This is a genomic window from Trichocoleus sp. DQ-A3 (assembly GCF_039961975.1).
Lineage (GTDB): Bacteria > Cyanobacteriota > Cyanobacteriia > Cyanobacteriales > FACHB-T130 > FACHB-T130.
Genome location: NZ_JAMPKC010000016.1, coordinates 44,096 through 62,894 on the forward strand (window position 1 = coordinate 44,096; position 18,799 = coordinate 62,894).

Annotated in this window: 21 protein-coding genes; 12 read left to right on the forward strand and 9 right to left on the reverse strand. The window is 45.8% G+C overall.

Annotated elements, in window-relative coordinates:
- Positions 1-12 precede the first annotated feature (12 nt).
- On the forward strand, positions 13-1,218 hold the full coding sequence (locus tag NDI44_RS20245) for a 4-hydroxy-3-methylbut-2-enyl diphosphate reductase (RefSeq protein ID WP_190411395.1): 1,206 nt from the start codon (positions 13-15) through the stop codon (positions 1,216-1,218).
- Positions 1,219-1,281: 63 nt separating this feature from the next.
- Here the strand turns inward: NDI44_RS20245 and NDI44_RS20250 are convergent, their stop codons facing one another.
- Positions 1,282-2,169 (reverse strand): mechanosensitive ion channel family protein, encoded by an 888-nt coding sequence (locus tag NDI44_RS20250; protein ID WP_190411396.1) that lies wholly within the window; start codon positions 2,167-2,169, stop codon positions 1,282-1,284.
- Between the two features lie 17 nt (positions 2,170-2,186).
- A complete protein-coding gene (locus NDI44_RS20255; RefSeq protein WP_190411397.1) occupies positions 2,187-2,339 on the reverse strand; it encodes a hypothetical protein in 153 nt (50 codons plus the stop codon).
- A 606-nt stretch (positions 2,340-2,945) separates the two neighbouring features.
- Here NDI44_RS20255 and NDI44_RS20260 point away from each other — a divergent pair.
- The 4 genes from NDI44_RS20260 (at position 2,946) to NDI44_RS20275 (ending at position 5,556) form a co-directional block, all read left to right on the forward strand.
- Entirely contained in the window at positions 2,946-3,770 is an 825-nt protein-coding gene (locus NDI44_RS20260) for an SDR family NAD(P)-dependent oxidoreductase (protein ID WP_190411398.1), read from the forward strand.
- Between the two features lie 156 nt (positions 3,771-3,926).
- Entirely contained in the window at positions 3,927-4,376 is a 450-nt protein-coding gene (locus tag NDI44_RS20265; protein ID WP_190411399.1) for a GAF domain-containing protein, read from the forward strand.
- Positions 4,377-4,441: 65 nt separating this feature from the next.
- Positions 4,442-4,918 (forward strand): endonuclease domain-containing protein, encoded by a 477-nt coding sequence (locus NDI44_RS20270; RefSeq protein WP_190411400.1) that lies wholly within the window; start codon positions 4,442-4,444, stop codon positions 4,916-4,918.
- Positions 4,919-5,259: 341 nt separating this feature from the next.
- Complete coding sequence (locus NDI44_RS20275; protein WP_190411401.1) at positions 5,260-5,556, forward strand: hypothetical protein; 297 nt, start codon at positions 5,260-5,262, stop codon at positions 5,554-5,556.
- Here NDI44_RS20275 and NDI44_RS20280 read toward each other — a convergent pair.
- Both NDI44_RS20280 and NDI44_RS20285 read right to left on the reverse strand, forming a co-directional pair.
- The gene (locus tag NDI44_RS20280; protein ID WP_190411402.1) at positions 5,553-6,386 is read right to left on the reverse strand and encodes a hypothetical protein; all 834 of its coding nucleotides are present in this window, start codon (positions 6,384-6,386) and stop codon (positions 5,553-5,555) included. The two genes, NDI44_RS20275 and NDI44_RS20280, sit on opposite strands and share 4 nt — an antisense overlap.
- Before the next feature lie 195 nt (positions 6,387-6,581).
- A complete protein-coding gene (locus NDI44_RS20285; RefSeq protein ID WP_190411403.1) occupies positions 6,582-6,956 on the reverse strand; it encodes a transposase in 375 nt (124 codons plus the stop codon).
- A gap of 175 nt (positions 6,957-7,131) precedes the next feature.
- Between NDI44_RS20285 and NDI44_RS20290 the strand changes: the two genes are divergently transcribed.
- Positions 7,132-7,278: a hypothetical protein gene (locus NDI44_RS20290; protein WP_190411404.1), complete on the forward strand. Its 147-nt coding sequence runs from the start codon at positions 7,132-7,134 to the stop codon at positions 7,276-7,278.
- 28 nt (positions 7,279-7,306) lie between these two features.
- Here the strand turns inward: NDI44_RS20290 and NDI44_RS20295 are convergent, their stop codons facing one another.
- Together NDI44_RS20295 and NDI44_RS20300 are read right to left on the reverse strand one after the other, a co-directional pair.
- A complete protein-coding gene (locus NDI44_RS20295; RefSeq protein ID WP_190411405.1) occupies positions 7,307-7,852 on the reverse strand; it encodes an SH3 domain-containing protein in 546 nt (181 codons plus the stop codon).
- A 47-nt stretch (positions 7,853-7,899) separates the two neighbouring features.
- Positions 7,900-9,408, reverse strand: coding sequence for a UbiD family decarboxylase (locus tag NDI44_RS20300; protein ID WP_190411406.1), 1,509 nt, complete (start codon positions 9,406-9,408; stop codon positions 7,900-7,902).
- A gap of 114 nt (positions 9,409-9,522) precedes the next feature.
- Between NDI44_RS20300 and NDI44_RS20305 the strand changes: the two genes are divergently transcribed.
- Positions 9,523-10,938 (forward strand): NYN domain-containing protein, encoded by a 1,416-nt coding sequence (locus tag NDI44_RS20305; protein ID WP_190411407.1) that lies wholly within the window; start codon positions 9,523-9,525, stop codon positions 10,936-10,938.
- A gap of 41 nt (positions 10,939-10,979) precedes the next feature.
- Here NDI44_RS20305 and NDI44_RS20310 read toward each other — a convergent pair whose 3' ends face one another.
- The gene (locus NDI44_RS20310) at positions 10,980-12,452 is read right to left on the reverse strand and encodes a cyclic nucleotide-binding domain-containing protein (protein ID WP_190411408.1); all 1,473 of its coding nucleotides are present in this window, start codon (positions 12,450-12,452) and stop codon (positions 10,980-10,982) included.
- Positions 12,453-12,793: 341 nt separating this feature from the next.
- Here NDI44_RS20310 and NDI44_RS20315 point away from each other — a divergent pair, with 341 nt between their 5' ends.
- From NDI44_RS20315 to NDI44_RS20325, 3 genes are all read left to right on the forward strand, one after another.
- Positions 12,794-13,495, forward strand: coding sequence for an SDR family oxidoreductase (locus NDI44_RS20315; RefSeq protein WP_190411409.1), 702 nt, complete (start codon positions 12,794-12,796; stop codon positions 13,493-13,495).
- A 225-nt stretch (positions 13,496-13,720) separates the two neighbouring features.
- Positions 13,721-14,842, forward strand: a complete 1,122-nt coding sequence (gene hppD, locus NDI44_RS20320; protein ID WP_190411410.1) for a 4-hydroxyphenylpyruvate dioxygenase — start codon at positions 13,721-13,723, stop codon at positions 14,840-14,842.
- A 79-nt stretch (positions 14,843-14,921) separates the two neighbouring features.
- Positions 14,922-15,650: an HAD family hydrolase gene (locus NDI44_RS20325; RefSeq protein WP_190411411.1), complete on the forward strand. Its 729-nt coding sequence runs from the start codon at positions 14,922-14,924 to the stop codon at positions 15,648-15,650.
- 34 nt (positions 15,651-15,684) lie between these two features.
- Here NDI44_RS20325 and NDI44_RS20330 read toward each other — a convergent pair whose 3' ends face one another.
- Both NDI44_RS20330 and NDI44_RS20335 read right to left on the reverse strand, forming a co-directional pair.
- Positions 15,685-16,308 (reverse strand): CPP1-like family protein, encoded by a 624-nt coding sequence (locus tag NDI44_RS20330; protein ID WP_190411412.1) that lies wholly within the window; start codon positions 16,306-16,308, stop codon positions 15,685-15,687.
- Positions 16,309-16,772: 464 nt separating this feature from the next.
- A complete protein-coding gene (locus NDI44_RS20335; protein WP_190411413.1) occupies positions 16,773-17,054 on the reverse strand; it encodes a hypothetical protein in 282 nt (93 codons plus the stop codon).
- A 23-nt stretch (positions 17,055-17,077) separates the two neighbouring features.
- On the opposite strand from NDI44_RS20335, the gene NDI44_RS20340 reads away from it, so the two are divergent.
- Both NDI44_RS20340 and modA read left to right on the forward strand, forming a co-directional pair.
- Positions 17,078-17,812: a response regulator transcription factor gene (locus tag NDI44_RS20340; RefSeq protein WP_190411414.1), complete on the forward strand. Its 735-nt coding sequence runs from the start codon at positions 17,078-17,080 to the stop codon at positions 17,810-17,812.
- Positions 17,813-17,886: 74 nt separating this feature from the next.
- Complete coding sequence (modA, locus tag NDI44_RS20345) at positions 17,887-18,729, forward strand: molybdate ABC transporter substrate-binding protein (RefSeq protein ID WP_190411415.1); 843 nt, start codon at positions 17,887-17,889, stop codon at positions 18,727-18,729.
- Positions 18,730-18,799 lie beyond the last annotated feature (70 nt).

Sequence of the window (18,799 nt, forward strand, 5' to 3'; positions counted from 1 at the left end):
GGAAACGGCTGCATGGATACAAAAGCCTTCAAACGGTCATTAAACAGTTCTGAGAACTACCATCGCAAGGGCTTTGGTCATCAAGAGGAAGTCGCTGGTGTCCTCAAATCCGAGTATCAGAGCCATCTCATTCAGGAAATTCGGGAAAACAACTACACCCTGAAACGCGGTGATGTCACCATCCGGTTAGCCGAATCGTTTGGTTTTTGCTGGGGTGTGGAACGCGCCGTCGCAATGGCTTATGAAACCCGCCAGCACTTCCCGACCGAGCAGATTTGGATTACTAATGAAATTATTCACAACCCTTCTGTGAATCAGCGCTTGCGCGACATGAAAGTAGGGTTTATCTCTGTAGAGAAAGGCGAAAAAGACTTCTCCGTTGTCGATGCGGGTGACGTGGTGATTTTACCGGCATTTGGTGCCAGCGTTCAGGAAATGCAGCTGCTCAACGACAAGGGTTGCAAGATTGTGGATACGACTTGTCCTTGGGTTTCTAAAGTTTGGAATACGGTCGAAAAGCACAAGAAAAAAGCTTACACCTCGATCATTCACGGCAAATACAATCACGAAGAAACCGTCGCCACCAGTTCTTTTGCTGACAAGTATTTGATCGTGCTGAATCTGGCACAAGCGGAGTATGTCTCTAACTACATTCTCAATGGCGGGAGTCGCGACGAATTTATGACAAAATTCAGCCGCGCTTGCTCAGAGGGATTCGATCCCGACACCGATTTAGAGCGGATTGGCATTGCCAATCAAACCACCATGCTCAAGAGCGAAACCGAGCTAATCGGCAAGCTATTTGAGCGCACGATGATGAGAAAGTATGGGCCAAGCGAGTTGAACGAGCATTTCCAAAGCTTCAACACCATCTGCGACGCCACTCAAGAGCGGCAAGATGCCATGTTTCAGCTAGTAGATGAAAAACTAGATCTCATGGTGGTGATTGGGGGGTTCAATTCTTCCAATACGACGCACTTACAAGAAATTGCCATTGAGCGGAAAATTCCTTCCTATCACATCGATAGCGCCGAGCGAATTGGCCCTGGCAATCGTGTGGAGCATAAGCCGCTGGGTGGCGATTTGGAAGTTCAGGAAAATTGGCTCCCCGCTGGTCCCATTGTGGTAGGAGTTACTTCTGGAGCTTCAACTCCTGATAAGGTGGTAGAGGATACGATCGAGAGGATTTTTGAGCTGAAAGTGGCTGCGGTGGTTTAACAAAATTAGGGGATGAATTCGTTTTGAGTTTTGAGTTTTTCTTCAATTCAAAACTCAAAACTTTCAGCTTTTTTGGGCACCATCTGCAACTGGGGAAGCATCGTTAAACTGCTGCTGATTGTAGTTGTAAAGCGTGCGGATGGGGTAAGGAATGTTAATGTCAGCGCGATCGCAAGCTTGTTTGATCGCGATCATCACCTTGGTTCTAGTGCGGCGCACATCTACCTTGTGCGGCGATGTCCAATAGCGGACGACCAAGTTCATCGAGCTATCACCAAAGCCCAATCCATCTACTTCCGGTGCTGGCTTCGATAAAACGCCCTCGACTTTTAACACGGCTTCGAGCAGAGTTTCGACGGCGTAGGGTAAAGGGGTATTGTAATCAACGCCAATTTCTAAATCAGTCCGGCGGTGGGGCATCGCCGTCAGCACTTGCACCGGACTGGTAAAGACAATTGCATTTGGCACGACGATGCGCTCTCCCTGATAGGTGATAATTTGGGTGGCGCGCAGGGAAATTTCTTCAATCGTTCCCTCGAAACCGTTTACTATCACTTGATCCCCCAACCGAAACGGTTCCTGCAACAGCAGCAGCACTCCTGCCAGAAAATTTTTGAAAATATCTTGAAAGGCGAAGCCAATCGCTACCGAGCTGAGTCCCAGCAAACCAATGATGTCGCCCAGCCGCAAGTCTGGGAAGGCAACAACACAGGCGAAGAGAATCCCTACCACCCAGGTTCCTACAAAACTGGTCTGCACGAGCAGCAGGCGCAGTGATGGGTTTTTCAGGGCACGCCTGCCAACGCCACGGACGAGCCGCCGAACTAGATTCGCTCCATACCGGGTTAAACAGAGGATTGCGATCCCCATCAAAATTCCTGGTAGCGCCTCAATAGTTTGACCCATCAGGTTTAATAAGCTCTGTTGGATTTCTTTAATCAAAGCAGCCATAGGCGAAAGGGATCATCTTAAACTTTTGCCAGAATATCAAATATCTCAAAACCGAGCGGTTTCTTCGCTTGGGTTTTGGCGTGAGCGATCGCTTTTTGGTTGGCTCTCTTCGGACGCCCAGTGTGTTCCACAACACCAGTAAATAGGAAGTCGCCCGCTCCTGCGCTCACGGCATCCCTTGACTTCCCCAAAGGAACACCTCGCCCAATTTAGCTCCAGCAAAGCATTTGGCAATTTTGTAACGGAATGTTAAGCAGAATTTATTAAAATTTATTGCGATTCGTTGATGCAGTTGCTAAGGTGTGCTTAAGAGTTGCTTCTGGTCAATGCCCGTATTTTAGGAGACGTGCCATCCATGCTCTACATCAAACTTGGCTGTACACCCATTCACTGATTGCAGGATTGCCTGAAACTTTATTTCTCTGACGGTACACCAACCTTGCTAGACGGCGGAGGAATTTCTTTGTTTCACGATTCAAAATGCATTTCTTCAATTTCATCTGGTTCCTAACTCGTGTTCCCCTTACGTACTGCCAGTCCAACTCTTATTTGACTGAAGTTTTCCGGAAAGACATTTCTCAGGTTTGTCTACAAAAATAGGGTTCCCTGCAAGAATTTTGAGAAATGTCTTGCTCCCAACAGTTCAGTTCAACTCATCTGTAATTACGAGTTACTGTTTTCCTCACTGCGAGCTTAGAAGATGCTACCTCTACTTCTTGCATCTTGAACTCGGCACTATCAGCGCGGTGAGACCTCAAATGGAGAAGGTTTAAGTTATGAATATTCAAGGAAAGACAGCTCTGATTACCGGAGCTTCCCGTGGAATTGGGCGAGCGATCGCGCTTGAACTCGCGCAACAAGGAGCCAAACGCCTGTTGTTGGTGGCACGCGACGCCGATCGCTTAGCAGAAGTCGCCGCCGAAGTTGAAGCACTTGGCGTAGAAGCCGCGATTCTACCTTTGGATCTGGCTCAGATAGTAGAAGTGAATATTGCGATCGCCCAAGCTTGGCGAGATTATGGGCAGATTCATCTGCTCGTCAACTGTGCGGGAGTTGCACACCAAGCGCCCTTTTTGAAATCTCAACTCCCGGATGTGCAGCAAGAGATCGCGATTAATTTAATGGGAATGTACACGATGACTCGTCTGGTTGCTCGACGCATGGCAACCCAACGGGAAGGAACCATCGTGAACGTTTCTAGCTTGATGGGCAAAATTGCTGCGCCGACAATGGCGACTTATTCAGCCACCAAGTTTGCGATTTTGGGATTTACCCAAGCCTTGCGCGGCGAACTTGCCGACTACAATATCCGGGTGATAGCTTTGCTGCCATCTTTGACCGATACTGACATGGTGCGAGATTTAAAGTGGTTTCGCTGGGTAGTCCCCACAACTTCTCAGAAAGTCGCTCAAGCACTCGTCACCGGACTGCAAAAGGAATCGCCGGAAATTTTGGTGGGATTGCAAAGTCATTTAGCTGTGTGGTGCAATCGCATTGCACCTTGGCTGCTAGAGAAAGTTTTACTGCTGGCAGCACCCCTGTCAAAGTATAAGCAAAAGAGCTATCACAGGCTCCGTGAGGCTGGAGTAATTTCACGTTAAAGTCTGTTATCAACAGGGGAATCTAATTCCAGAGTAGAGACGCGATTAATCGTGTCTCTACTTTAGCTGTGAAATTTATTTCCCGGCTCCGAGCGTTAGTGCCATTTAACCTAACTGTATTTGGATAGACTGATTGCAGATAAACAGATGTTAACGATGAGTCAAAATCGCCAGATATTAGATGACATTGCCGAACGCATCCAAGCAATTGTCAATGCTGAAACAGCCTCCGTGGTGCTAGCTGAGTCCGAAGGGGAAACCGTCTACTATGCGGCAGCAATAGGCAAGCACGCTGAGTGGGTGTTGGACAAAAGGGTTGCCGCAGCGACTTCCGGATTGTGTGGTACGGCATTTCAGAGCGACAAACCCGTGTTAGTTTGTCGTACTGAGGGCGATCTCCGAGTCCGGCAAGATCATGCTAAAGCGTTGGAGATAGAGACAGCTTTAGCCGTGCCTCTCTACTACAAAGGCAAGCTTTTGGGAGCGCTACAAGCTTGGAATCGTACTGACGGCAGCTTATTTGACGAAGAGGCAGAAAGTGTTTTGGCGGCTTACGCCTCTGAAGTTGCTCCACTGGTTTATCAATACCAGACAACTATGAAGTAGAGGATAATTTGCAGGAAAAAGCGATCGCGCTGGCTTGAAATAAGCAACGAATCAAAGATGAGCAAATGACCCAAGATGAACCCATAGAACCAAACCTTCTACGCTACTCCAATCCCCTCTCTTCCTCCAATTCCCTCTCCTCGCTTGCGGGGAGGGGGTTAGGGGGTGGGGTTCCGGGACAATCTTGGCATACTCCGCCCCAACTTTGGGAAAAACTCAAGCCACTGGGTCGCCAAATGCGTCATCAACCAACTCCAGCAGAAGAGAAACTTTGGCAGAGATTAAGAAACAAGCAACTGTTGGGATTTAAGTTTCGCCGTCAGCATTCAATTGACCGTTTTATTGTTGATTTTTACTGTAATGAAGCGCAGTTAGTTGTGGAGGTGGATGGAGAAATTCACCAATACACTCAAGAGGAAGATGCGGTGCGGCAGGAGTTTTTGGAGAGACTAGGGCTGCGGGTTGTGCGGTTTAGCAATGAGGCGATTTTGAGTTCAATTGATGCGGTGCTGGAAGGGATTGCGGGTTGGTTGCAGAGATAGAACCCCACCCCCAACCCCCTCCCCGCAAGCGAGGAGGGGGCTAAGAGAGAGATGGGTGAGATCGCGTGAATGTGTGGGGATGCGAGCGCTTGTTTGGTGATGGGAATACGATTGCGCTTGTAGTGATAGGAATGAGATCGCGCTTTTGGTGATGGAGGTGCGATCACTTCTGGCAGCTAAGCTGAGGAGTATGGGGAAGCGTTCGGGTTTTACTCTAGTAGGGTTAAGAGCCTTCTGATATTGGCTTTGATGAAAGCAGATAAAAAATTTGCAGTGTCGCAGTTAGCGGTCGAGACTTAATGCAAGTAAATGAATACTATATCAGATATGTTTATACGAGGATGCAACCCCAACCAATGGTTGAGTTTACTTTAGAAGAACTATTAAAAGTAGCTCGTAATATTTTGGCTACAGTTAATAAAGAATTGCAAGGTAAAAACAGGGATGTTGAGGCTGCTTGGAAAAAAGTTAATACTTTGACAAATCATCAAGATCCTAGCTTACAAGAGCGTATTCAATACGAAGAAACCCTTAAAGCAGTGCTAAAGGAGTACATAGATTTTAATACAGTTGGCTATCTTCCCAACCCTATAAATCAAGTTCAAAATCCTCAAGCACCTTCTTCCACTCAAGACTAATCTACTTGTTTAATAAATTCATTTATGTAAAATTTTACTATTTTTCTACATTCCTCATTTGGTAGAATTTCAGCTACCCTTGGATCATCCAACATCTTGTCTTTAATATATTCCAGGGCAACTATCTCATATTTACTATTTTTTATAATTTTTCGGAGCGACTGGGCGGGCATAACAGCATCGAACTTTATGCTACAGAGTAGCCAAGCTTGCAAAATTCTATATACATTTAAATATATTGCGTTTTCTTCTTTCGAGATTGTATCCTTACTATTCTTAAGTAGTGCAACATCGACTGCTTCTCTTACTATGGATAGCAATATTTTTTTTCCATTATCGTCCTTGCCAAGCTTATCTAAAATCTCTTGGCACGCAGTAAATCTGTTTCTAAAATTTTCAAGTACTACCTCTTTAAATTCATCTCTATCTCTCATCAAAGCTTCGCGCAATGTTGGAGACATTTCATTAAAATCAACTTGATTAAGGGTTTCTTCATCTGTCCAAATAGCTAAGAACTCTAGCTCTTGTTTTTCTTTGATAGCCTCAGGTGATTTCTTTTCATATTCTTCTTTAATTTCTTTTGTTGTTGTTTTAACATCTGATTCAATTGCGTCTTCAATCGTTTCCTTAACGTAATTCCATGAGAAAAAAGTTACAATCAAGCCAACTGCTTGCGGAAGAAAAGGAGGAATAGCAAGGTTTAAACGATTCTTCAGCAAAGGTTCAATAACAGATACAGAATAACCTATACAAAATGCACCGACAATAAAGAACAGAGCAATAGACGATGCACTACGCTTAGTTCTCTCGTACTGTCTTTGTAAACTCATTTAGCCGCCTCACCTAGCATAGCTTCAACAGTCAATAGTTTGTCATCTTAAGTAATTCTCTGCTACCACCACTAGAAACATGGTCAAAGCGTAACTTACTTATCGTTGAGTTGAGATGGTTTCCATAACTTAGAAGTTTGGGGGCATTTAGCCCCCTTAAACTCACTCTGTTACTCCAAAGAGTTTACCAGTTATTTAAAACTCATCAATTTCCATAAGGCTCCATAGCAATTCCGGCTCTTCTGTCATGGCTTTTTGGATACGCTCAATGATGTAAGCTGCGGTGTTTTTCTGGACCCCAACTTCTTTGGCAAGCTGACGTACACTGATGCCTGCTGGCGACTTTAGAACAAGGGGAATCGCTAAAAACCATTTGTCCAAGTCTACATGAGTTTTATGGAATAGTGTGTCAACTGTAACGCTATATGAAGTAAAGCACTCATTACACTGGTATCTGTGTTCATTCTTCAATTTCCGGGAATTGGTCAATTCGCAGTACGGACACTTTGGCTTTCCACCCCAACGAATTTGTTCAAGAAGGGCAATGCAATCTTCGTGATTTCGTGTCATCTTAAAACTCAGAACTCTGAGCTTTAAGATGGATTACAAACTCAAGCGTTCAACTGTCTATTGGCGTCTGTAAGCCTTTTGGGATATGCGATCGCCTGTAATTGCTAAAGAAAAACCCTAAGGCAGTCAACCTTGGGGCTTTGTGGGTCCATTCTCAATAAAATTTACTTAAGCGATGGAAAAGACACAGCAGGCGATCGCGATCGCCTCAGACTTCCTCCTACGCGCCTCTTCAAGCTTGAACTACCGTAAAGCTTGCGTATCGAACAATTTATCAGCCCAAGTTGCATCTGCGTCTGATAGCGATCGCACTAGCTCATAAACCTAATCTATTGAACCCCGCAAAACAATTAAGAACAGGTTGTACCTACACCACATTGATCGTCACTTTTCAGCCAACCCTTAACACCTCGATATTCAATTTGTGCCCATTCTCCCTGACAGCCTATTAATTTAACATCGGTTCTACGTGGAACTCGTGCAATTTTTCGGCTTTGCTGACTGGGACTGGCATAAAGATTAACCCCATTCGTTTCATAGCCCCTCGTTGAAGTGCCTAACATGGGCAAAAACACCCAGCCAGTTCCCTGAAAGCCGCCAATTTCTCTATCAGCATTCGTAATTTTTACCCAATTTCCAGAGGAAGCGATGATTTCAACTGACTCGTATGTGGGGATTTTTCCTAAGATTCGACTATTACTACTTGGGCCACTACGCACATTTAAACCTTGCGGATCTTTGTCTATGACAACCGCAGAAATATCACATTTTTTTTCATTAATTGGTTGTGCTAATACGCTAAGATTAGCCGTGCCAGTATTGATAACCCAGCTCATGCTAGCTAGCGCTAATCCTACGGTTAGCTTTGATGCTGTCTTGTTCGCCTTTTTAGCCATAATTTTCCCAATTATTTAACACCAGCGTTAGTGCTGGTGCCAAACAATTACTTCATATCGTAGCCAAACAATTTCGGATCAACTTCTCCTAGTTGCAAGTCGGCTAAACCATACTCTGCCCAGCGTCGTTCCACCATCGCCGCCACATCTGGATCGGATTCCAAAGGTTCGCCCCATTCATGTTCGGTTTCAGGAGGAATTTTCGTGGTCGCATCAATTCCCATACGTCCGCCTAAACCAATTTTTTCGCTAGCGAAATCCAAAGTATCAAAAGGCGTATTCGGCAAAATGAAAACATCACGCACGGGGTCAACTTTAGAACTAATTGCCCACACCACTTGACGCGGATCGCGGATGTTAATGTCTTTATCTACCACAATCACAAACTTGGTGTAAGTAAACTGAGGTAAAGCACTCCAAAAAGCTAAGGCTGCACGTCGCGCCTGACCCGGATATGCCTTATCAATGGAAATAATCGCCGCTTTGTAACTCAGCGCTTCCATTGGTAGGAAGAAATCAACAATTTCTGAAACTTGTTGTCGCAAAATCGGCGTGTAGATGCGGTTCAGCGCGATCGCCATCATCGCTTCTTCTTTCGGCGGACGACCGCTAAAAGTTGTCATATATATTGGATCTTTGCGGTGCGTCATGCACTGGAAGCGAATTAACGGCGAATCCTCGACACCGCCGTAATAACCCATGTGATCGCCAAAAGGGCCATCTGACAGCACTTCCCCCGGTGTAATCGTGCCCTCTAGGACAAATTCCGAGTCGGCTGGCACTTCTAAATCTACCGTCTTACACTTCGCCAACTGCACCCCAGAACCGCCGTAGAGTCCGGCAAACAGCCATTCTGATAAATCGACTGGAATCGGCGTTGCAGCTGCCATGATGATCAGAGGGTCAACTCCGAGTGCGATCGCAACCTCCAACTTTTTCCCCTGTTCCGCCGCCTTCCGTAGATGTCTCGCACCACCCCGCACCGATAGCCAATGCACCGTCATCGTGTTGCGAGATTGCAGTTGCAGCCGGTAAACGCCCACATTCGGCGTACCCGTCTCACAATCCTTGGTAATTACCAAGCCCAACGTGATAATCTTGCCAGCATCCCCCGAATAAGGGCGAATGAGCGGCAATTGGTTCAGATCCAGATCATCGCCTTGGATAACCACTTGCTGACAGGCTGGGAAAAAATCGCGCCCTGGTTTCGCCTTCAGCACATCAAATAGCACCTTGCCAAACTCCACCGCCTGAGAAATCTTCTTCGGTGGCTTCGGCTGTTGCAACATACTCAGCTTTTTGCCCAGTTCCTCCAACTCCAACGGATGCTGCATATTCATCGCCCAGCAAATCCGTTCAACTGTACCCATCAGGTTCACCGCCACCGGATAAGCTGATCCTTTTACATTTTCAAATAGCAGCCCAGGACCACCGCGTTGTAACATCCGGTTGGAAATCTCAGCAATTTCCATATCTGGGTCAACGAGGGCATCGATTCTCCGTAACTGCCCTCGTTCTTCCAGTAGTTTGATGAATCCCCGCAAGTCTCTTGCCATAGTAAAGATTAAGAAGTATAAAGCACTTTCTTTTATTATGAGGGGAATCCTAAACCTAAGAGCGCTCCCTAGAGACTTCAGGGATACGCCGCCTGAATATAAGCCCAAAAAACTATGCCAGATAACGTTCGCGTGACCTCGGTAAATGATTCTACTGTCATTAAGGAAATTAGCTTCTGTATCTATCAAACCATTATTTTTATTCAGCAACAGCAGCCAAAATTATTAACTGAAAAATACCGGAATGTTCCTTGGAATGATGCTCCTTATCAATCATCTTTCCTATTGAAATTGCAAACAGAACTCAGCAAAGCACCTGATAGAGATGCACTAATTAAAATAGTACGAAAATTACTGCAATTAATCTTAACTCCTCAATGTTTAGAATTGCCGATATCTAGTAAATTAATAGAAAAACTTCGTATCTTAATTGATTCAGCATCTGAAATAGCTCCCAGAAATGGCTCAGCCTTTTCACATCCACCAGAAGCGCCGCGAGTGCTGATTCCAGAGCAACATATCGCGATTTTGCTTTTGGATGCCGAAAACTTACAACTCGATACCGCAACAGAAAAGTTCCTGGCGGCAGTCTGTACTTATCCCATCCAAATCAAAATTGCTTTTGCAAATTGGCGCACAATGGGAAAGCAAGATGCGGAACTACACGGGCGCGGCTACGAACTCATTCACGTTCCTGCTGGTAAAGACAGCGCTGATGTAAAAATGGCAACAGTTGGCTCTTCTATTTTTGTACATTATCCTACTGCTAAAGAGGTTTTTGTCTGCTCATCCGACAAAGTAATGACTCATCTATGTACTACGCTTCAAACTCACGGATTAACAGGATATTTAGTTTGCAAACAAGGAGAGAATATAACTGTCCTCAATAGTAAGACGGGTCATTCTCAGACTCGTTCTCTCAAACCTAATTCAGAAATTCCCTCTCTCGATCAATGTATTATCCAGCTCAAACAGTTAATTAAAGCTGAAAAAGAAGGGGCTGCTAACTCATGGATAAAGCTTTCTAGACTTTCACAGCTTTTTCATACAACATATAACATCACTATCAGTCAGGTAGTATCTGCTCATACTCCGGGCAAGAGAGCTAGAGACATTTTTCTAGAACGTCCCTCCGAGTTTGTCGTGCATCAACCCCAAGATCAAGCTGAATTATATGTAACTATCTTTGATATGAACCAGGAAAATAATTTGATGGTTAAAACTTTTGCCAAAGAAATTGAGTCAAAAACTCAAAAGCCAAGCTCTTTCAGTAAAATCACGTCAAAAGTAGAGCTAGAAAAGGCATTAGTTATTATAATAAATGATTTAACAGCTCATTCTTCAGGAAGCTATATTGGGATTCCCAGTGTAGGTAGTGAATTTCATAAACGCTATAAGCAACCCATTACCAAAGTTCTCAAGGACTTACAATTAGGTAGTAAATTTCCTGTTTTTTTGAAATCAAATAATACTTTTAAACTGAAGAAGGCAGCAAATACATATCAAGTAGCGATCGCTCAAAAATCCTAAATCAAATCGCGATCCATTGCTTAACTTAAATAAATTCATTCTTAGATGCCAAAAAGGCTTTGAATTCGTTGGCGTATTCGGATTAAAGGAGTCTGTTCGGAAACTTCTTCTGTCAGTAACCCCAAATCTCGTAATGCCTGTTGCCGTTCTGATAATTTTTGGGCAATCTGATCCGCTAACTCCTGATGAGTGACTAAAAGCTTTTGTAAATCGTTGCGGTCTACGACAAACAAAATCGCATCTTCCACAGTCCGAACGGTTGCAGAACGCGGAGTTCCCAATAACAAAGAAATTTCCCCAAAAAATTCGCCTTTGTGAAGCGTTGCAATATATTTCTCTGCCTTTTGAGAAAAGACTTCTACTGAGCCAGTCAGAATAATATAAAATGAATCGCCGGGGTCATTTTCTTGACAAACAGCCTGTCCCTTTGGATACAGTTGTCGATATCCGTACTCAATCAATTGACGCAGTTCTAAATCAGTACACCCCTCAAAGAAAGTGACTCTTCGCAACAAATCGCGCAGGGTCCAGTTATCGGGGGATTTGGCAAGAACTTTGGTGCCGGGTGTGATGGTGTTATTAGGCGAATTGACTTTGCCATTAGAAACATCTGTAGCACTGGTTTTATGAAACCGATGCGTTATTTCTTCTAAATTGCGAATGTGTATATCCCGCTGGGGAAAAGGAATTTCGATTCCTCGGTTGCGGAATTCATGCTCAATCGAAAAATTTAAAGAGCTTTTAATGGGATCGCTACCCTGCGGTCGATCGATCCAAACTAATAGCTCAAAATCTAAAGAACTTTCCCCAAAACCTTTAAACCAAACTTTAGGAGCCGGAGAAGATAAAACGCCTGGTTCCATTCGAGCCGCCGCTAAAAGTGCCTCTGTCACTAATATGGGTTCGCTCCCATAGGCAACTCCTATCGGGATGTGGATGCGACATTTTGGGTCTTTATAAGTCCAGTTAATAATATGATTTTCAACAAATCGAACATTGGGAACGATGACAAAAACGCCATCCAGTGTACGAACAATCGTAGAACGAATAGAAATATTTTCTACAGTTCCTAAAAGACCATCAACTTCAATAAAGTCTCCGGCTCTAATCGGTTGTTCAAAAAGTAGCGTCAATCCACTGATAAAGTTGCTGGATAGATTTTGTAACCCGAATCCCAACCCAATCCCAATCACTCCAGCAAATACTGTTAGAGAACTCAGGTTGATGCCTGCTGTTTGCAGGACAATCATAAATCCGAAACCGGCTAAAAGGTAGCCGATGACCGCTGCGATCGCTTCTCGCGTTCCTCGATCCAATTTCACTCGCACCAGAATTTTTCGCTTAATCCACTCGCTGGTAGCGCGAGAAGCAATAAAGACAGCGATCGCTAACATAATCAGTTGGACAATCGAACCGAGGGAAAGACGGGTGTTACCGATTTCAAAAACCGGAGTTGTAAATAGCTGGGACAAGCCAGTAAATATTTCCCCTGTCGCTTTGACTATCCAATCCATGATTTATTCAACCTGAAGCAGGAACTCTCACACACTTTGTCCATCACAGCCTTGATTTTTACGAAATGTCAAGGTTTTTTCTGGATAGTCTGCCCATTTTCTCGGTTTCTGCTTTGAGAGGCTCTACCAGGAAATGCCTACTGGATGGGCTTGCTACCGTGCTTAGGTGCTGCTATGGGGTTCCACCCTCTTCCTAGGCTTTCTCGGTGATTGCTGGAAGCAAGAGCGTCCTGAGAGCGTTCTTAGGCGTCTCCTCGCTCTGCAAACGAGAAATCACTGGTTTGAGCAGAATCAATCGCGGTCAGTATGATGGGAGAAGATGTAAAGAAATGTAAAGGAATATGCAAGATAAAGTCGTTGTCATCGTTGGTGCCACTGGCGGCATTGGTTCCGTCTTAACTCGCAAGCTGGCACCGATGGGGGCGCGGTTGGTACTGGCAGCAAGAGATAGCAGTCGGTTGGCAAACTTGGCATCTGGACTCCCCCAAGTCTTAACCGTACCGACAGATATTACTAAACCGCAGCAAGTGGAGACGCTAATGGAAAAAGCGATCGCCCACTTTGGTCAAATTGATGTTTTAGTCAATGCGGCGGGCGCTGGCGTCCTGAAGCAATACAACCAGTTAGAACCCGCAGATTTAGACGCCATGCTCGACGTGAACTTAAAAGGCAGCTTCTACACCTGTCAGGCAGCAGCGGAGGCGATGAAGGAGCATAAAAGCGGTCATATCTGCAATGTAGTAGGGATTCTAGGCAAGCACTCAATGGCGATGGCAGCGGCTTACTGTGCCTCAAAATTTGGCGTCGTGGGTTTCAGCAAGTGTATGGCAGATGAACTGAAGCGCTTCGGCATCAAGTTCACCCTGTTCTATTTTGGCGGCGTTGATTCTCCTTTTTGGGATAATGTCAGCCTAAAAGTCGATCGCAAAAAGATGCTCAGCCCTGAAACTGCTGCTGATGCAATTCTGTTCGCGCTCAGCGCCGATCCGCAAGCGGTGCCGATGGAAATTAATATTCAGCCAGAAAGCCACCTGTTTTTCTAAATCGTCATCGCGAACTGAGTACACCACGTATAAAATCTGCTGTTTTTTACTGACTCTGTGCCACTCTTTCCATCTCCACTCACTACTCAACAGGGGCAGGGAAACCCAGCGCCTACCGCACTCAGCGCTTTATCAAAGGAGGGATTCTTTCTCAAGAATGACCTGTAAATGCCAGGAAGAGGGCAAAATTTACACTCAGGTAGAGCTGCTCAGACTGGATAAACCATGAAAATTGACCATGTTCACTTCTATGTTGAAGATGCCAAAGCGTCGCGCGACTGGTTTGTGCTACTGCTGGGCTTTCAAGCAGTAGCCGCTGGGGTAAGCGACCACACTCGCACAGAAGTGGTCAAAAGCGGCTCAGTCTATTTTTTGCTATCTTCACCCCTGACATCGGCGAGTCCCGTTGCCCAGTTTCTGCACCAACATCCTCCCGGTGTTGCTGACATCGCTTTTAGCGTTCCTGATGTGGAAGCGGTGATGACGAAGGCGGTCAATGGAGGAGCTAAGGTGTTGCAACCCATCCAAGAACAACCGGGTAAGGTCTTTCTGAAGTGGGGCAAGATTGCCGCTTGGGGTTCTTTGAGCCATACCTTGATAGAAAGGCAGCCTAAGTTTGTTGAGCGCCAAGATAGAGGTTTTATTTGCACTTTTCCCCAGCTTGACTGGGATGGCGGAAAAGCCTTATGGGATGATGATTCCGAGCGGTTAGATGGCAGGAGCAACACCGGCTTCGCGTTTGGCGGCATCGATCATGTGGTGCTGAATGTGGCGGCTGGGGACTTGGATCGGGCAGTTGCTTGGTATGAAAAGACGCTAGCGTTTATACCGCAGCAGTCGTTTGCGATTCAAACCGAGCGTTCGGGACTGCACAGTAAGGTGATGCATCATCCGGATGGTTGGGTCAAGTTACCGATTAATCAACCCGCATCTGCGAATTCCCAAATTCAGGAATTTTTGGAGGTGAATCAGGGGCCAGGAGTTCAGCATATTGCTTTGCAAACGCCCAATATTGTGAATGCGATCGCCTATCTCCGTCAACGCGGTCTACCCTTTCTGCAAGTCCCCCGCACCTACTACACGCAACTGCTTCACCGGCAAGGACTTCAGCTATCGGAGGCTGAAATTCAGGAAATTGCGGTGCAACAAATTTTGGTGGATTGGGAGGAAAACTCTCCCGAAGCGTTGCTACTGCAAATCTTCACTCAACCGATTTTTGAACAACCTACTTTCTTCTTTGAGTTAATTGAGCGCCGCTTACAGGCACGGGGTTTTGGGGAAGGCAACTTTCGCGCTCTTTTTGAAGCGATTGAACGAGAGCAGATGAAGCGAGGTAGCCTGTATTGAGGAACCTATCGGCAGGCAGGTAAAAAAGGGGTAATTTGTGATTAATCTTAATCATATAGATTAACCCCTGCGTCTAAAAATGTTAAGAATTATCAGTGACTTCGACGGCCCAATTATGGACGTTTCGGAGCGATATTACCAAGTTTACCAGTTTTGTTTGGAACAGACGCGGCGGGAAGACCAGTCAGTGCGTCAGATGTCTAAGGAGGAGTTTTGGGGTTTGAAGCGATCGCGCGTCCCAGAACGACAAATCGGCATCCTTTCCGGTCTCGATGAAGAGCAAGCCCAAGCATTTGCGGCACTGCGGCGTCAAACCGTGCATACCATGCCCTATCTAGTTTATGACGCCCTGGCACCCGGAGCCGTTGACGCCCTGGAAAAAGTACAGGAAGCAGGCGTCGATTTGGTCGTACTAACCATGCGCCGTCAACGAGAGTTAGATTACGCTTTCGGTCGTTACGACTTAGCGCGATTTTTCCCAGAGAATCGGTGCTACCACCTGGCAAACGACTACGTGAAGACTCGTGACATCGACGACAAACCGCTGCTGATGGAACGCGCGATCGCGGAACTTCCTCCCGCCTCTGAGGTGTGGATGATCGGGGATACCGAGGCTGATATAATTGCCGCAAAAAACCACGGCGTTAAGGTCATCGGGGTTTTGTGCGGGATACGCGATCGCGCTCAGCTTGAGCAATACCAGCCAGACTTGATCGTAAACAACCTTGGTGAAGCCGTAGATTTCGTGTTGAGTCAGCCGCTGCCTGAAGAATTAAACATAAAAAATGAAAAATTAAAAATTCTCTAATTAACTCTTAATTTTTCATGTTTAATTCTTAGCTTTAGCGCAGAAAGCTACTAACCAGCCAGAGAATAATAAACGTCACCACCGTGACGAATTTATCTGGCGTCAATCCGATATTGGAAATTTGCGTCATCAGCACATTATCGAGCAGCGTTCCCAATCCAATTCCTACGAACAACCCCAGCAGCGTCAGCAGGAAAGCGCGACCAAATTTCCGCTCTTTGCGATTGACCAAAAATAAAGTTAATCCAGCCCCTAACGCCATATTCAATGGCAGCATCGAATCATTGGTGCCTGGATAGGCTGTAATGGCGCTCAATGCCAAGAACAAACCGCTAGGCCACGCCACCTCCTGTAAGCTGGGCGTATCAATCAGATTTTGCAACCAAGCTGGGGAACGGTTGACCGGCACAGGAGTAAAAGTGGGAGGAGGCGCGATCGCCCGCTCTGGGAACCGAATCCGTTCCGGAACCTTAATTTTTCCCTCTTGGCGCATCCTCAGACGTTCCATTAAAATCGCATCGTAGGCCGTCTCCATCGCTTCCAGAAGCTCCTTCTCGCCATGATGCTCTTGAAGAAGGCGCTTGCGGGTCTCCTGAATTTCCTCAAAAGTTGCGTCTTCTGACAGTCCAAGCTTTTCGTAGGGATTTTGCTCGCTCATCCAAAACCTCCCAGAGATCTATTATTTTTAGCAGTCTTCATCGACTCAATCGTTTCTGGCAATCTAGCTCCCTATCTACACTGCCAGTTCCTCAGGCTAGAAGAAAGTATCGTTAGCCAGCCGTTCTAACCTATGTAACCTAAAACCCCCTAATTCCCGTTGCGAAAAGAGGATCTCCGACCCCATGAGAGCGCGATTGGAATACTTTCACGCTGATTGGAGAAGGTGCTACGGCTCTTGAAGGATGGAATGGTCATAAATTACTACATTTGGCAAAGTATCTATACATTTCCCGTGAAGTTTTGTCATACTGGTTCTTTGTTCAAAGCCGTTCAAGCCCTTGAAATCACTGCCTAATCGCAGTTGACCCTTAGCCTTGAGTGCCTACATTCATCCTATCCTCCAAGTTAGTTTAGCTTGATCCTTGAACACAAGCGCTTCTCTCGAAAGACACTTTTATTCGTTTACCAGCTAACCGTCAGATGATTTATCCGGATTCGCTCGGCAAATTTAATTTTTTTAGACAAAAAATACTTAAAACAAACCGCCAGACTCCCCATCGTGGAGACTTGACGATTACGAGATATTTTCACTAACTGGGGAGAGCGACGATAATTGTCTAAAATGCTCATTACGTCATTAAGCTTGGGAATATTAATAAGGTAAGGAAGCGATTTTTCGCCTTCCAAAGCGCTTATTTCCCCGACTCGACCTGTTTGCTTAAAATACCGCTGTCCGTTAATCATAATCCAGTTCTTAGTGGAAAGTTATGGTCCTGGCTTCCGCAACTCACAAGATTCTTGTCGTGGATGACGATCCGGCCATCCGGAATCTCATCTATCGCTTCTTAAGTCAGCAAAATTATCAAATGGAGTCTGCTGAAGACGGCAAGACCGCCCGCGCCGTGTTTGATCAATTCAACCCAAACCTGGTGATTCTGGACGTGAATTTGCCTGACGCGAATGGCTATCAACTCTGCAAAGAATTGCAAAGCCGCACCGACGTATTAGTACTGCTGCTAACGAGTCGCGCTGACGAAAACGATAAAATCCACGGCTTCTCCCAGGGTGCGGATGACTACATTACCAAGCCTTTTAGCTTGGGAGAGTTAGGCGTCCGCGTCGGGGCGCTTTTAAAGCGCCATCGACCCCTGAAAGTCGCCGAACAGCAACGCCTCATCTTTGACAAACTAGTGATCGATCCAGTGCGTCGAGAGGTGAATCTAAGCGACCAACCAGTACCTCTGACCGCCTTAGAATTTAATTTGTTGCATTTCTTGGCGAGTCATCCCGGTCGAGTTTGGCGTCGAGCCGAGTTAATCAAAGAAGTTTGGGCTTCTGACTACATTGGAGACCCACGGGTTGTTGACGTTCATATCGGGCAGATTCGCAAGAAGATAGAAATCGATTCTACTCAGCCTGAGTTAATTCAAACGGTTCGGGGCGTCGGTTACAAATTTGAAGTTCCGGGTAAACCCGAACTCAATGGCAAAGCGGAGCGCTGAAACGAATGGTTCAAGAACATCAAAGCCTCAAATCATAGTTTTTGCTAGGGAAAAAACGCTTGAGTTCTTTTTTGATGCCACGCAAGTGTCCGGAGAATGCCAATCGGTTCGCTATCCTACCCCCTCTCATCCTGCTAAGTCTGGTTATGAGTCTTCTGCTGGGGGCTTGCAGTGCCCCAGCTATTTCCCCAAAGGCATCTGAATCTACATCTACCACGCTGACTGTTGCTGCTGCTGCTTCGTTGAGCGAAGCTTTTACAGAGATTGCCACATCCTTTCAAGCTCAGCTTCCTACCTTTACCGTTCACTTTAATTTTGCCGCTTCTGGTTTCTTGCAAAAGCAAATCGAACGGGGTGCCCCCATTGATGTATTCGCAAGTGCAGCAGCTCGACCGATGGATGCTTTAGAAACGCAGAATTTGTTGCTTCCCCAAACTCGCAAGACGTTTGCTCGTAATCAATTAGTCCTGGTGGCAACTACTGCTCAAACCCCTTGGCTGAAGAAACTATCTGACTTAAGGGATAGTCGTCTGAAACGTTTAGCAATCGGTAATCCAGCTACCGTGCCAGCGGGAGAGTACGCAAAAATAGCTCTGGAAAAAGAAAATCTTTATACCAAACTGGAAAAAGAAAAAAAGTTAGTCTTTGGTGACAATGTGCGTCAAGTTTTGACTTATGTGGAGCAGGGAAATGTTGACGCCGCCCTTGTCTATGCAACGGATGCGGCGATATCGAAGAAAGTGAAGGCGATCGCCCGAATTCCCCCTGAATCAACTCGACCTATCAGCTATTGGATAGCGGTTGTCAAGCAAAGTCAAAATTCCCAGCAGGCAAAAGAATTCATCAACTTTGTTACTAGTAACAGAGGGCAGCAGATATTGCAGAAATATGGCTTTCTACCAGTCGCTGACAATTAGCGTCTACCCCCTTTCCTGTTCTATAGCAATTCTCTATTGGATCCACTACGGTTTAACCCCACTCCTGCAC

Excerpts from the sequence above, each read along its gene's own strand:
- NDI44_RS20245 (WP_190411395.1), top strand. The coding sequence starts at position 13 with ATGGATACAAAAGCCTTCAAACGGTCATTAAACAGTTCTGAGAACTAC.
- NDI44_RS20250 (WP_190411396.1), bottom strand. The coding sequence starts at position 2,169 with ATGGCTGCTTTGATTAAAGAAATCCAACAGAGCTTATTAAACCTGATG.
- NDI44_RS20260 (WP_190411398.1), top strand. The coding sequence starts at position 2,946 with ATGAATATTCAAGGAAAGACAGCTCTGATTACCGGAGCTTCCCGTGGA.
- NDI44_RS20265 (WP_190411399.1), top strand. The coding sequence starts at position 3,927 with ATGAGTCAAAATCGCCAGATATTAGATGACATTGCCGAACGCATCCAA.
- NDI44_RS20270 (WP_190411400.1), top strand. The coding sequence starts at position 4,442 with ATGACCCAAGATGAACCCATAGAACCAAACCTTCTACGCTACTCCAAT.
- NDI44_RS20275 (WP_190411401.1), top strand. The coding sequence starts at position 5,260 with ATGCAACCCCAACCAATGGTTGAGTTTACTTTAGAAGAACTATTAAAA.
- NDI44_RS20280 (WP_190411402.1), bottom strand. The coding sequence starts at position 6,386 with ATGAGTTTACAAAGACAGTACGAGAGAACTAAGCGTAGTGCATCGTCT.
- NDI44_RS20285 (WP_190411403.1), bottom strand. The coding sequence starts at position 6,956 with ATGACACGAAATCACGAAGATTGCATTGCCCTTCTTGAACAAATTCGT.
- NDI44_RS20290 (WP_190411404.1), top strand. The coding sequence starts at position 7,132 with ATGGAAAAGACACAGCAGGCGATCGCGATCGCCTCAGACTTCCTCCTA.
- NDI44_RS20295 (WP_190411405.1), bottom strand. The coding sequence starts at position 7,852 with ATGGCTAAAAAGGCGAACAAGACAGCATCAAAGCTAACCGTAGGATTA.
- NDI44_RS20300 (WP_190411406.1), bottom strand. The coding sequence starts at position 9,408 with ATGGCAAGAGACTTGCGGGGATTCATCAAACTACTGGAAGAACGAGGG.
- NDI44_RS20305 (WP_190411407.1), top strand. The coding sequence starts at position 9,523 with ATGCCAGATAACGTTCGCGTGACCTCGGTAAATGATTCTACTGTCATT.
- NDI44_RS20310 (WP_190411408.1), bottom strand. The coding sequence starts at position 12,452 with ATGGATTGGATAGTCAAAGCGACAGGGGAAATATTTACTGGCTTGTCC.
- NDI44_RS20315 (WP_190411409.1), top strand. The coding sequence starts at position 12,794 with ATGCAAGATAAAGTCGTTGTCATCGTTGGTGCCACTGGCGGCATTGGT.
- hppD (WP_190411410.1), top strand. The coding sequence starts at position 13,721 with ATGAAAATTGACCATGTTCACTTCTATGTTGAAGATGCCAAAGCGTCG.
- NDI44_RS20325 (WP_190411411.1), top strand. The coding sequence starts at position 14,922 with ATGTTAAGAATTATCAGTGACTTCGACGGCCCAATTATGGACGTTTCG.
- NDI44_RS20330 (WP_190411412.1), bottom strand. The coding sequence starts at position 16,308 with ATGAGCGAGCAAAATCCCTACGAAAAGCTTGGACTGTCAGAAGACGCA.
- NDI44_RS20335 (WP_190411413.1), bottom strand. The coding sequence starts at position 17,054 with ATGATTAACGGACAGCGGTATTTTAAGCAAACAGGTCGAGTCGGGGAA.
- NDI44_RS20340 (WP_190411414.1), top strand. The coding sequence starts at position 17,078 with ATGGTCCTGGCTTCCGCAACTCACAAGATTCTTGTCGTGGATGACGAT.
- modA (WP_190411415.1), top strand. The coding sequence starts at position 17,887 with ATGCCACGCAAGTGTCCGGAGAATGCCAATCGGTTCGCTATCCTACCC.